The following is a 12,438-nucleotide window of genomic DNA, read 5'->3' on the forward strand; positions in this document are numbered from 1 at the left end:
CAACCCACGTGAGGAGCATTCGTGGCCGCACCCGCATCACCGCAGGCGCCGACCGCGCGCGCGGTGCGCAACGTGGCCTTCGTCGACGGGGTGCGCACCCCGTTCGGCAAGGCAGGCGACAAGGGCGTGTACGCCGAGACCCGGGCCGACGACCTGGTCGTCAAGGTGATCCGCGAGTTGCTGCGCCGGTATCCGGGGTTGCCGCCCGAGCGCATCGACGATGTCGCCATCGCGGCGACCACCCAGACCGGCGACCAGGGCCTCACCATCGGGCGAACCGCGGCACTGCTGGCGGGGCTGCCGAAGTCGGTCCCCGGCTTCGCCCTCGACCGGATGTGCGCGGGCGCGATGACCGCCGTGACCACCACCGCCAGCGGCATCGGCTTCGGCGCCTACGACCTCGTGCTCGCCGGCGGGGTGGAGCACATGGGCAGGCACCCGATGGGCGAGGGCGTGGACCCCAACCCGCGGATCGTCGCCGACAAGCTGGTCGATCCCACCGCACTGGTGATGGGGCAGACCGCGGAGAACGTGCACGACCGCTACCCCGGGATCACCAAGCAGCGCACCGATGCCTACGCGGCGCGCAGCCAGGAGCGCTACGCCGACGCCGTGAAGGAGGGCCGGATCGGGCCGGAGCTGGTGCCGGTGGCGACCCGCTCGGCCGAGTTCGGCTGGGGCCTGGTCACCGAGGACGAACCGCCGCGACCGGGCACCACGATCGAGCAGCTCGCCGGGCTGAAGACCCCGTTCCGGCCGCACGGCCGGATCACCGCGGGCAACGCGGCCGGGCTGAACGACGGCGCGACCGGCGCCATCCTCGCCGACGAGGACACCGCGCGGGAGCTCGGCCTGCCGGTCGGCATGCGGCTGGTCGGCTACGCCTTCGCCGGAGTGGAGCCGGAGGTGATGGGCCTCGGTCCGGTCCCGGCGACCGAGAAGGCCCTCGCCCGCACGGGGCTGTCCATTTCGGATATCGGCCTGTTCGAGATCAACGAGGCGTTCGCCGTGCAGGTACTCGCCTTCCTCGACCACTTCGGCATCGCCGAGGACGACCAGCGGGTCAACCCCTGGGGCGGGGCGATCGCCTGCGGCCACCCGCTGGCCTCCTCCGGGGTACGGCTGATGACCCAGCTGTCCCGGCAGTTCGCCGAGCGCCCTGACGTGCGCTACGGCATGACCACGATGTGCATCGGTATCGGCATGGGCGGCACGGTGATCTGGGAGAACCCGGCTTTCCAGGGAGGCAAGTGATGACGATTTCCGCAGAGCAGGCCAAGGCCGCCTTCCCGGACGAGGTCGTCACCAGTGCGGTCACCCGGCTGGTGTCGGTTCCCGGGCTCGACAAGCAGGTCGCGCTGGTTACGTTGGACAACGGGCTGGACCACAACCGGCCTTCCACCTTCGGGCCGCAGGGGCTGCTCAGCCTGAACGCGGCGCTGGACGAGGCGTTCGCCGCCGAGCCCGCCGCGATCGCGGTGACCGGCAAGCCGTTCATCTTCGCGGTGGGCGCGGACCTTTCCGGTGTGGAGGAGATCTCCCAGCCCGAGCTGGCGCGGCAGATCGCGCAGACCGGACACGATGTGTTCCGCCGGCTGACCGAGTCGACGATCCCGACCTTCGGCTTCGTCAACGGCGCGGTGATGGGCGGCGGGCTGGAGCTCGCGCTGTCCTGCCACTACCGGACGCTGTCGGACAACACCGCGGCCATCGCGCTGCCCGAGGTGTTCCTCGGGCTGTTCCCCGGCTGGGGCGGCACGCAGTTGCTGCCGAACCTGATCGGGCCGGACGCGGCGGTCACCGTGATCATCGAGAACGCGCTGAACCAGAACAAGATGCTCAGGCCCGCGCAGGCCGTCGAGCTCGGCATCGTGGACGAGATGTTCTCCAGCGCCGACTACCTCGAGCAGTCGCTGCTGTGGCTGGCCAAGGTGGTGCGCGGGGAGATCTCCCCGCAGCGCAAGGAGATCGACCGCGGGCAGGCATGGGACGACGCGATCGCCCGCGCCAGGTCCATCGTGGACGGAAAGACGAAGGGTGCGTCCCCCGGTGCGACCAAGGCGGTCGAGCTGCTGGAGCTGGCGCGGGAGAACGATCTCGACCGCGGGTACGCGGCGGAGACCGACGCGCTGGCCGAGATCCTGATGACGGACACCCTGCGCGCGGGCCTGTACTCGTTCAACCTGGTGAACAAGCGGGCCAAGAAGCCGGCTGGTGCCCCGGACAAGTCGCTGGCCCGCCCGGTGAACAAGGTGGGTGTCGTCGGCGCCGGGCTGATGGCCAGCCAGCTCGCGCTGCTGTTCGTGCGCAGGCTGAAGGTGCCGGTGGTGCTCACCGATATCGACCAGCAGCGCATCGACAAGGGCGTGTCCTATGTGCACGACGAGATCGACAAGCTGCTGAGCAAGCAGCGGATCGCGGGTGACGAGGCGAACCGGCTGAAGGCGCTGGTCAGCGGATCGCTTTCCAAGGAGGCCTTCGCCGACGCCGACTTCGTGATCGAGGCGGTGTTCGAGGAGCTCGGCGTGAAGCGGCAGGTGTTCGCCGAGGTGGAGCAGCACGTCGGCGCCGAGGCGATCCTGGCGACCAACACCTCCTCGCTGCCCGTCACCGAGATGGCCGCGAAGCTGGAGCACCCCGAGCGGGTGGTCGGTTTCCACTTCTTCAACCCGGTTGCGGTGCTGCCGCTGCTGGAGATCGTGCGCGGGGAGCGCACCGACGACGCGACGCTGGCCACGGCCTTCGCGGTCGGCAAGCAGCTGAAGAAGTCCAGCGTGCTGGTGAAGGACGCGCCCGCGTTCGTGGTGAACCGGCTGCTCACCCGGTTCCTCGGCGAGGTGCTGGCCGCGGTGGACGAGGGCACCCCGTTCGAGGTGGCCGACAGCGCCCTGGACCCGCTCGGGCTGCCGATGACGCCGATGACCCTGCTCCAGCTGGTCGGCCCTCCGGTGGCGCTGCACGTCGCGGAGACCATGCACGCGGCCTTCCCGGACCGGTTCGGGGTCAGCGAGAACCTCAAGCGGTTCGTGGACGCGGGCAAGTCCTCGGTGTGGTCCTGGGACAACCAGGGCAATGCCTCGGTCGATCCCGAGGTCGAGCGGCTGTGGCAGCGGGGCGACAACGCCCTGTCCGCGGAGCGGGTGCGGGAACGCGCGCTGACCGCGCTGGCCCAGGAGGCGCGCATCATGCTGGACGAGGGCGTGGTGGCCGAGGCGCAGGACATCGACCTGTGCCTGATCCTCGGCGCGGGCTGGCCGTTCTGGCTGGGCGGCATCACCCCCTACCTGGACCGTAGCGGGGTGTCCGAGCAGGTCAACGGCAAGCCCTTCCTGGCTCCGGGCACCGCCTCCGTCCCTCGCTGATCCACTGCTGTGAGTGGCCCGTTCCCTGCGTCTTTCGCAGTGAACGGGCCACTCACAGCAGACAACAAAGCGGAGGGGTATAGGGTATTATACGATCACCAGGTGACGGCCCCCGCGTAGTCCTCGAAGCTGCGTGGCGCCCGGCCCAGCACCCGCTGGACACCGTCGACGAGTGGCTCGCTGTGCCCGTACCGGATGAACGCGAACACCTCGGCAAGCATCTTCGCCACGTCATCCGGAACACCCTCGGCTACCAGGCCGGCCGCGTACTTCTCCGCGGGCACGTCGCGGAACTCGATCCGCCGTCCCGTCGCCCCGGACAGGATCTCCGCGACCTCGGCGAACGACAGCGCCCTCGGGCCGGACAGCTCGTAGGTCCGCCCCACGTGCCCCTCGGTGGTCAGGACCGTGGCCAGCACCTCGGCGATGTCCTCGGCGTCCACGAACGGCTCCAGGCCATCCCCCACCGGCACCTCCAGCACGCCGTTCCGGACACCCTCGGCGAGCATGCCCTCGTCGAAGTTCTGGTGGAACCACCCCGCCCGCACGATCGTCCAGTCCACACCGGACTCCCGCACCGCCCGCTCGAGCCCCAGCATGCTCGGCTCACCGATCTCCTCGACACCCCTGCCGGACAGGGCGACGAAACGCGTGACCCCGCGCCCGGCCGCGTGCGCCACGAACGGGGCCGCGTCGCCGCCCTCCTCGGGCAATGCGACGAAGACGGGACCCACCCCGTCCAGCGCAGTGTCCCAGGTGGACTCGTCGGTCCAGTCGAACCGGACCTCCCCGGAACGGGAGGCCACGCGCACCGAGTGGCCGGCGGCCCGCAACCGGGCGGCCACCCGGCGGCCGATCTTGCCGGTACCGCCGAGGACAAGAATTGGTTTCTCAGTCATGTCCCTAGTCAACCCCGGCAGCGTGAGACGATCCATAATTCGGACGCTCGATCGCATGTGCGTTCGTCTACACTGGTGACGTGGATGTCTTCACCGACCTCGTTCGCGGGTTCCGTGCCGACGGCGCGATGTTCGGCCAGTCGATCCTGACCGCACCCTGGTCGCACCGGTTCGCCCACGACGCCGCCCTCACCGTGTGCACGCTGCTGGAGGGCGCCGGGTGGCTGCTGCCGACCGCTGGCGAACCCATCCGGCTGGGATGCGGTGACGTCGCCATCGTCCGCGGCCCCGACCCGTTCGTCGTGGCCGACGAGCCCGGCACCGAGCCCCAGATCGTGATCCACGGCAGCGAGCTGTGCCTGAGCACGGCCGACGGGACGAACCTCGCCGAGACCACCCGGCTCGGCCCCCGGACGTGGGGTGCGGCCAGGACCGGCACCGCCGCCCTGCTCATCGGTGCCTACCAGGCGCGGGGCGAGCCATGTGATCGGCTGCTGCGCGCGCTGCCGCCGGTGGCCGTGGTTCGCGCGGGCGGGCAGCCCTGCCCCGAATTCGAGCTGATCAAGGTGGAGCTGGAACGGGAACGGCCAGGCCAGCATCTGGTCCTGGACCGGCTGCTCGACCTGCTGCTGGTGTGCACGTTGCGGGACTGGTTCGACCGGCCGGAGGCCGAGCCGCCCGCCTGGTACCGGGCGCTGGCCGACCCGGTGGCCGGGCCCGCCCTGCGGGCGATGCACGACAACCCGGCGCACGGGTGGACGGTGGCCGGACTCGCCAGGGCCGCGGGCGTGTCACGGGCGGCCCTGGCCCGCCGGTTCACCGAACTGGTCGGCCAGCCACCGCTGACCTACCTCACGAGTTGGCGGATGGCGCTGGCCGCCGACCTGCTCCGCGAACCGGGCAGCACGGTGCGATCGGTGGCCACGGAGGTCGGCTACGCCGACGGTTTCGCCTTCAGCGCGGCGTTCAGGCGGGTGCGCGGAATCAGGCCCAGCGCCCACGCGACCGCGAGCGGGCGATGACGGTCAGCCCGCGCCCGGCTCGGGGCCGAGCCGGGCGCCACTTTCCAGGGTCGCGAAGCCCGCGACGTCCTGAGCGTCCAGCTCGAAGTCGAAGATGTCGATGTTCTCCGCGATCCGTTCCGGAGTGACCGACTTCGGGATGATCACGTGCCCCATCTCGAGGTGCCAGCGCAACACCGCCTGCGCGGGTGTCTTGCCGTGCTTGCCCGCCACGGTCCGCACCACCTGCGTTTCGAACAGCTCCGGCCCGAGCCCCAGTGGCCGCCATGCCTCGGTGACAATCTCGTTGCGCTCGTGGAAGGCCCGCAGCGCCGCCTGCTGCAGGTTCGGGTGCGCCTCGACCTGGTTCACCGCGGGCGCCACACCGGTCTCGTCGAGCAGCCTGCGCAGGTGCTCCTCGGAGAAGTTCGACACGCCGATCGCCCGCACCCTGCCGTCGGCGCGCAGTTTCTGCAGCGCCCGCCAGATCTCCACGTAGCGGTCCAGCTTCGGCTGCGGCCAGTGGATCAGGTACAGGTCGACGTAGTCCATGCCGAGCTCGGCGAGGCTGGTGTCCAACGCCCGCAGCGCGGAATCGTAGCCGTGGTCGGTGTTCCACAGCTTGGTGGTGACGAACAACTCCTCGCGCGGCAGCCCGCACTCCCGCACGGCCCGGCCGACGCCCCGCTCGTTGCCGTACAGCGTCGCGGTGTCGATGCTGCGGTAGCCGGCCTCGATCGCCGTGCGCACGGCCTCGGTCACCTCGTCGTCGGGGATCTTGTAGACGCCGAAACCGATCCGCGGAAGCCGGACGTCCTCGGGCAGGGGGACGGTGGAGGTCATGCCCGCACGGTAACCCGCATGCGTCAGCCGGGCACGGCTGGCAGGTACACGCTGATCGCGAGCCCGCCGCCGACCACCGGTTCCGCGGACAGCGTGCCACCGTGCGCCTGTACCGCGGCACGCACGATGGACAGTCCGAGCCCCGCTCCGGACCGCGCGGTCCGCGCCACCCCCGCCCGGCGGAACGGTTCGAACAGCTCGGTCACGGTGGCCGGGTCAACCAGCGCCCCGGAGGAACGCACCCGCAGCATCGACCAGTGCGCACCCGGATGGGTGCTGACCTCGACCCATCCGCCGTCCAGGTTGTGCCGCACCGCGTTCTCCAGCAGGTTGCCCGCCACCCGCTCCAGCAGCGCCGGATCCCCCGCCACCGGGGTGGACACGGTGTTCAGCTCCACCCGCAGCTCGCGCTGCCGTGCCTCGGTCAGCACCGCGCGCCAGGCGCTGTCCACCACCGTGGCGAGGTCGACCGGTTCGGTGGCCGCGAGCCCCGCCCCATCGGTCCGCGCCAGCAGCAGCAACGAGTTCACCAGGTTCTCCGCCCGCTCGGTGGCGTGCCGCACCACCTCCGCCATCCGGCGCAACTCGGCCTCGTCGGCGCTCTCGTCGGCGAGGGTGACGTCCAGCTCGGTGCGGATCACCGACAGCGGGGTACGCAGCTCGTGACTGGCGTTGGCGACGAAGTGGCGTTGCCCCTCGAACGCGGCCTGCAGCCGGTCCAGCATCGCGTCGAAGGTCTCGGCGAGCTCGGCGAGCTCGTCCCTGGTCCGCAGCGCGCCGATGCGCTCGCCCATGGACTCCCCGGAGAGCCTGCGGGCGGTCGTGGTGATCTCCCGCAGTGGCCGCAGCACCCGCGAGGTCAGCGTCCAGGCCAGGATGCCGGCGGCCGCGACCACGCAACAGAACGCCACCGCGCCCGCCACCAGCACACGTTGCCTGGCCTGGTCGCGCAGGTGCTCCGCGAGTGTCGAGGCCTCCACCACCACCCCGTCGACCCGGACGGTGGTACCGGGCGGCATCTGCGGTACCTCGGCGACCGCGTCACCGACCAGGGTCCAGGTCAACCACAGCAGGACGACGCTGACGCCGGCCGCCAGCATGATGGCGAGCAGGGTGATCCGGGCACGCAGGCTGCGCGCCGGCAGCAGGCCGGCAGCACCGCTCACCGGTCACCGCTGGCCGGCGTCGGGCACGCGATACCCGGAGCCGACCACCGTCTCGATGATCCCCGGCTCACCCAGCTTCTTCCGCAATGTCATCACCGTCACTCGCACCGTCGTGGTGAACGGGTCGGCGTTCTCGTCCCACACGCGTTCCAGCAGCTCCTCGCTGCTCACCACGGAGCCGCCCGCGGACAGCAGTACCTCGAGCACGCCGAACTCCTTGCGGGTGAGCTCCACCGGCCCACTCGACCTGCGTACGGTACGCCGTGCCGGATCGAGCTCCACATCGCCCGCGGTCAGCAGCGGCGGCGCCGCCGGGGTGGCGCGCCTGCCGAGGGCACGCACCCTGGCGACCAGTTCCGGGAAGGCGAACGGCTTGGCGAGGTAGTCGTCGGCCCCGAGGGAAAGACCCTCCACCCGGTCGGCGATGGCGCCGCTCGCGGTCAGCATGAGCACCCTGGTCAGCTCACCGGAGCCGACGATTTCCTTGCACAGTTCGTCGCCCGACATACCGGGCAGGTCACGGTCCAGCAGGACGACGTCGTACCGGGTGATCGCCGCCTTCTCATGCCCCTCATCGCCGGTGAACGCGACGTCCACGGCCATGCCCTCGCGGCGCAACCCGCGCGCGATGGCCTCGGCGAGGGGTTCTTCGTCCTCAACTACCAGAATCCGCACGTCAACACCGTGCCACAGATTCCTGAGAGTCACCTGGGCGACACGGGACCAACCGTCATGCCCCGCCCGCGGCGAGCGGGGCGAGGTCGGCGGGGCGGACGCGGCAGCAGCCGCCGATGATCGTCGCGCCCGCGGCGAGCCAGCGGGACGCCCCGGCCGCGGTGAACCGGGAGGCACCGGTCCAGCGGCGGGCCACGGGGTCCCAGCCTTCGCCACTGTTCGGGTAGGCGATCACCGGCTTGCCGGTGACCTGTACCGCCACGGCGACGGCGCCGGGCACCTCGGCGGGATCGCAGCAGTTCACCCCGACCGCGACGACCTGGTCGTTACCCGTGGCGACGGCGAAGGCCTCGGCCAGCGACTGCCCCGCGCGGGTCCGGTCACCGGAGATCGTGTAAGAGAGCCAGGCGGGCACGTCGAGGCCTTCGACGGCGGTGAGCAGCGCCGCCGCCTCGTCCACGTCCGGCACCGTCTCCAGCGCGAGCACGTCCGGTACTCCGAGCCGTCGGCGAGCAGCGCGCCGTACGGGCCGAGCGAGGCTGCGACCCATTCCGGCCCGGCCCGCCGGGCCAGCTCGACGCTGCGGCGCAGCAGCCGCGCCGCGTCGGCCCGCCCGATGCCGCGCTCCGCGAAGCCCGCGAAACCCGCCTGGTAACTCGCCGTGGTCGCGATCGCCGCACCGGACCGGACGAACGCGGCATGCGCGGCCACGATCTCCTCCGGGGCGTCGACCAGCAGTCGGGCCGACCACAACGCGTCGGAGAGATCGTGCCCGCGGGCCTCCAGCTCGGTGGCGAGCCCACCGTCCAGCAACAGCGGCTCCCCGGCCAGCGCCGCGCCGAACCGCGACAACGCTCAGTCCCGTGCGGAGCGGAACTGTGGCGGTGCGACCGCACCCGGCCGCGGCTCGCCGATCACCTCGGCCGCCCAGCCGGTCACCTTGCGGGCCACGTCCTGCCCGGTCAGCCCCACCGCGGCGAGCACCTCGTCCCGGGAACCGTGCGGGTGGAACTCCTGCGGGACGGCGAGATCGCGCAGCGGGATGTCGCATTCGGCGTCCCGCAGCGCGGTCGCCAGCGCGGAGCCGAACCCGCCGTGCCGCCCGCTGTCCTCCACGGTGACCACCATCCGGTGCTGCCGGGCCAGCTCCACCAGCTCCCCCGGCACCGGGAGCACCCAGCGGGGATCCACCACGGTGACCCCGATGCCCTGGTCCCCGAGCCGGTCGGCGGCGGTGAGGCCGAGCTTGGCGAACGCGCCGACGGCGACCAGCAGCACATCCCGGTCGCCGGGCTCGGGGGTACGCAGCACGTCCACCGTGCCGATCCGCCGCTGCGCCGGCAGCGACTCGACTACCCCACCCTTGGAGAAGCGCAGCACGCTGGGCCCGTCGTCGATGGCCACCGCCTCGCGCAGCTCCTCCCGCAGGGTCTGCGCGTCCCGTGGCGCGGCCACCCGGATGCCGGGCACCATGCCCAGCAGGGACAGGTCCCACATGCCGTGGTGGCTCGGGCCGTCCGGCCCGGTGATGCCCGCGCGGTCCAGCACCACGGTCACCGGCTGACGGTGCAGCGCCACATCCATCAGGAGCTGGTCGAACGCGCGGTTGAGGAAGGTCGAGTACACCGCGACCACCGGGTGCATACCGCCCATCGCCAGGCCGGCTGCGGAGGTCATCGCGTGCTGCTCGGCGATGCCGACGTCGAACCAGCGGTCCGGGTGCGCCTCGGCGAAGGTGTGCAGCCCGGTGGAACGCAGCATCGCGGCGGTGATCACCACCACATCAGGCCGCTCCTCGCCGATCCTCGCCAGCTCCGTGCCGAACACCGAGGTCCAGCTCGTGCCCTTGGCCGGCGGCTTGCCTGTCGCCGGGTCGATCGGGTCGGTCTGGTGCATCTGGTCGGCCTCGTGGTTCACCGCGGGCGGGTAACCATGGCCCTTCTCGGTAACCGCGTGCACGATCACCGGGCCGCCGAAAGCCCGCGCGCTGAGCATCGCCTTCTCCAGCGCCACGAGGTCGTGCCCGTCGACCGGCCCGAGGTACTTCAAGCCGAGGTCGGAGAACATCCGCTGCGGGCTCAGCGCGTCCTTCAGCCCCGCCTTCGCGGCGTGCAGCGCGGCGTACAGCGGCCTGCCCACCACCGGGGTGGACTGCAGCAGCTCGCGCCCGCCGTCCAGCAGCCGCTCGTAGCCGGGCTGCAACCGCAACGCGGCCAGGTGCTCGGCGATGCCGCCGATGGTCGGCGAGTAGGAGCGGCCGTTGTCGTTCACCACGATGACGATCGGCCGGTGTGGATCGGCGGCGATGTTGTTCAGTGCCTCCCAGCACATCCCCCCGGTGAGCGCGCCGTCCCCGACCACCGCGACGGCGTGCCGGTCCTCGCCGGCGAGCTGGAACGCCTTGGCGAGGCCGTCGGCATAGGACAACGCGGTGGAGGCGTGACTGTTCTCCACCAGGTCGTGCTCGCTCTCGGCGCGGGCCGGGTACCCGGCGATGCCGCCCTGCTGGCGCAGTCCCGCGAACTCGGAGCCGCGGCCGGTGACGGCCTTGTGCACGTAGGACTGGTGGCCGACGTCGAAGAGGACGGCGTCCCGCGGCGAGTCGAACACCCGGTGCACCGCGAGGGTGAGCTCGACCACGCCGAGGTTCGGGCCCAGGTGGCCACCGCTCGCGCACACCGTGTCGACGAGGAAATCCCTGAGCTCATCGGCCAGCCGCGTCAGCTCGCCATGCTCCATCCGTTTGAGATCAGCCGGTCCGTGCACGGATTCCAGCAACGTCACGCTCCACCTCGCCCGTCGTCATTCGATAGGAGTGCTTCGGCCCAGTCTACGGAGCGGTGGCGCCCGCGAATTTCCCCGAGCGGGTGACACCGGCCTCCACGCTGGTCACCCGGCGGGCCACCAGCCGGACGTGGCCCGGATTACTACACAAGAGGCGCCGCGGACCACACCGCGTAGGATCTCGGCTGCTCCAATCGGCGGACAGCAGCGAGAGGGTTCGATGGCGGACTTCTACATCGGCGGCCAGTGGGTGGCGGCCAGGGACGGCAGGACGCGGGACATCCACTGCCCCGCGAACGGCTCGCTGGTGGCGAGCGTCGCCGAGGGCGGTCGCGAGGACACCGAGGCGGCCATCGCGGCCGCCCGCGAGGCGTTCGACAACGGACCGTGGCCGTCCACCGCGGCGGCCGAGCGCGGGGACGTGCTGCTGCGCGCCGCCGAGCTGCTGGAGCGGCGCAAGGACGCTTTCGCCCGCGCCGAGTCGCTGGACACCGGCAAACGGCTGGTGGAGAGCGAGTACGACCTGGACGACATCGCCGCCTGCTTCCGCTACTTCGGCAAGCTGGCCGGGAACGACGCCGGCCGGGTGGTGGACACCGGGAACCCCGACGCGTTCAGCCGGGTGGTGTACGAGCCGGTCGGCGTCTGCGGGCTGATCACCCCGTGGAACTTCCCGCTGCTGCAGACGGCGTGGAAGGTCGCGCCGGCGCTGGCCGCGGGGAACACCTTCGTGTTGAAGCCGAGTGAGCTGACCCCGCACACCTCGATCCTGCTGATGCGGCTGCTGTCCGACGCCGGGGTGCCGGACGGGGTGGCGAACCTGGTGCTCGGCGCCGGGCCGGAGGTCGGTGCCCCGCTGGCCGAGCACCCGGATGTGGATCTGGTCTCCTTCACCGGCGGGCTGGTCACCGGCCGCCGGATCGCCGCGGCCGCCGCGACCACGGTCAAGAAGGTGGCGCTGGAACTGGGCGGTAAGAATCCGAACGTGGTCTTCGCCGACGCGGACTTCGAGACCGCGGTGGACTTCGCGCTCACCGCGATCTTCCTGCACTCCGGGCAGGTGTGCTCGGCGGGCTCGCGGCTGATCGTCGAGCAGAGCATCCACGACGCCTTCGTGGACGAGGTGGTGCGCAGGGCCGAGCTGATCAGGCTGGGCGGGCCCTTCGACCCGGACGCCGAGACCGGACCGCTGATCTCCGCGGCGCACCGGGAGAAGGTCGAGGCCTACGTGGCCGCCGCCATCGCCGAGGGCGCCGTGCTGCGCACCGGCGGCCGCCGCCCGGAGGAGGAGCGGCTGGCCGACGGCTACTACTACCTGCCGACGGTGCTGGACAACGTGCGCCCACGCGGCACCGCCGTCGTCGAGGAGTCCTTCGGTCCGGTGCTGACCGTGGAGACCTTCACGAGCGAGGACGAGGCGGTCCGGATCGCGAACGACACGCACTACGGCCTCGCCGGTGCGGTGTTCACCAACGACGCCGGGCGCGCGCAGCGCGTGGCCGGCAGGCTGCGGCACGGCACGGTGTGGATCAACGACTTCCACCCCTACCTGCCGCAGGCCGAATGGGGCGGGTTCAAGCAGTCCGGTTTCGGGCGCGAACTCGGCCCGGGTGGCCTCGCCGAGTACCAGGAGGCGAAGCACATCTACCAGAACCTGCGGCCCGCACCCGGGTACTGGTTCTCCAGCGAGCAGGCCTGACCGGGCCCG

At 71.5% G+C, this 12,438-nt stretch carries 9 protein-coding genes and 1 pseudogene; 4 read left to right on the forward strand and 6 right to left on the reverse strand.

Annotated elements, in window-relative coordinates; translation table 11 throughout:
• Positions 1 to 63 precede the first annotated feature (63 nt).
• Positions 64 to 1,254 (forward strand): thiolase family protein, encoded by a 1,191-nt coding sequence (locus tag FB471_RS03540; RefSeq protein ID WP_142001548.1) that lies wholly within the window; start codon positions 64 to 66, stop codon positions 1,252 to 1,254.
• Complete coding sequence (locus FB471_RS03545) at positions 1,254 to 3,362, forward strand: 3-hydroxyacyl-CoA dehydrogenase NAD-binding domain-containing protein (RefSeq protein ID WP_141995908.1); 2,109 nt, start codon at positions 1,254 to 1,256, stop codon at positions 3,360 to 3,362. Before FB471_RS03540 ends, FB471_RS03545 begins: the two co-directional genes overlap by 1 nt.
• A gap of 95 nt (positions 3,363 to 3,457) precedes the next feature.
• Here FB471_RS03545 and FB471_RS03550 read toward each other — a convergent pair whose 3' ends face one another.
• Positions 3,458 to 4,261: an NmrA family NAD(P)-binding protein gene (locus FB471_RS03550; RefSeq protein WP_141995909.1), complete on the reverse strand. Its 804-nt coding sequence runs from the start codon at positions 4,259 to 4,261 to the stop codon at positions 3,458 to 3,460.
• An 80-nt stretch (positions 4,262 to 4,341) separates the two neighbouring features.
• On the opposite strand from FB471_RS03550, the gene FB471_RS03555 reads away from it, so the two are divergent.
• Positions 4,342 to 5,283 (forward strand): AraC family transcriptional regulator, encoded by a 942-nt coding sequence (locus FB471_RS03555; protein WP_141995910.1) that lies wholly within the window; start codon positions 4,342 to 4,344, stop codon positions 5,281 to 5,283.
• 3 nt (positions 5,284 to 5,286) lie between these two features.
• On the opposite strand, the gene FB471_RS03560 is transcribed toward FB471_RS03555, so the two are convergent.
• The 5 genes and pseudogenes from FB471_RS03560 to dxs form a co-directional block, all read right to left on the reverse strand.
• Entirely contained in the window at positions 5,287 to 6,105 is an 819-nt protein-coding gene (locus FB471_RS03560) for an aldo/keto reductase (RefSeq protein WP_141995911.1), read from the reverse strand.
• 23 nt (positions 6,106 to 6,128) lie between these two features.
• Positions 6,129 to 7,205: a sensor histidine kinase gene (locus tag FB471_RS03565; RefSeq protein WP_142001550.1), complete on the reverse strand. Its 1,077-nt coding sequence runs from the start codon at positions 7,203 to 7,205 to the stop codon at positions 6,129 to 6,131.
• 69 nt (positions 7,206 to 7,274) lie between these two features.
• Entirely contained in the window at positions 7,275 to 7,946 is a 672-nt protein-coding gene (locus FB471_RS03570) for a response regulator transcription factor (RefSeq protein WP_170220686.1), read from the reverse strand.
• Between the two features lie 55 nt (positions 7,947 to 8,001).
• Positions 8,002 to 8,777 (reverse strand): annotated as a pseudogene (locus tag FB471_RS03575) (homocysteine S-methyltransferase).
• A 24-nt stretch (positions 8,778 to 8,801) separates the two neighbouring features.
• Positions 8,802 to 10,730: a 1-deoxy-D-xylulose-5-phosphate synthase gene (gene dxs, locus FB471_RS03580; RefSeq protein ID WP_141995912.1), complete on the reverse strand. Its 1,929-nt coding sequence runs from the start codon at positions 10,728 to 10,730 to the stop codon at positions 8,802 to 8,804.
• A gap of 220 nt (positions 10,731 to 10,950) precedes the next feature.
• On the opposite strand from dxs, the gene FB471_RS03585 reads away from it, so the two are divergent.
• Complete coding sequence (locus tag FB471_RS03585) at positions 10,951 to 12,429, forward strand: aldehyde dehydrogenase family protein (RefSeq protein WP_141995913.1); 1,479 nt, start codon at positions 10,951 to 10,953, stop codon at positions 12,427 to 12,429.
• Positions 12,430 to 12,438: the final 9 nt, after the last annotated feature.

The sequence above is a fragment of the Amycolatopsis cihanbeyliensis genome (assembly GCF_006715045.1).
GTDB lineage: Bacteria > Actinomycetota > Actinomycetes > Mycobacteriales > Pseudonocardiaceae > Amycolatopsis > Amycolatopsis cihanbeyliensis.

What these genes read in the sequence shown, in the direction of transcription:
- FB471_RS03545 (WP_141995908.1), top strand. Translation starts at nt 1,254, where the DNA reads ATGACGATTTCCGCAGAGCAGGCCAAGGCCGCCTTCCCGGACGAGGTC.
- FB471_RS03565 (WP_142001550.1), bottom strand. Translation starts at nt 7,205, where the DNA reads ATGCTGGCGGCCGGCGTCAGCGTCGTCCTGCTGTGGTTGACCTGGACC.
- FB471_RS03585 (WP_141995913.1), top strand. Translation starts at nt 10,951, where the DNA reads ATGGCGGACTTCTACATCGGCGGCCAGTGGGTGGCGGCCAGGGACGGC.
- FB471_RS03560 (WP_141995911.1), bottom strand. Translation starts at nt 6,105, where the DNA reads ATGACCTCCACCGTCCCCCTGCCCGAGGACGTCCGGCTTCCGCGGATC.
- FB471_RS03550 (WP_141995909.1), bottom strand. Translation starts at nt 4,261, where the DNA reads ATGACTGAGAAACCAATTCTTGTCCTCGGCGGTACCGGCAAGATCGGC.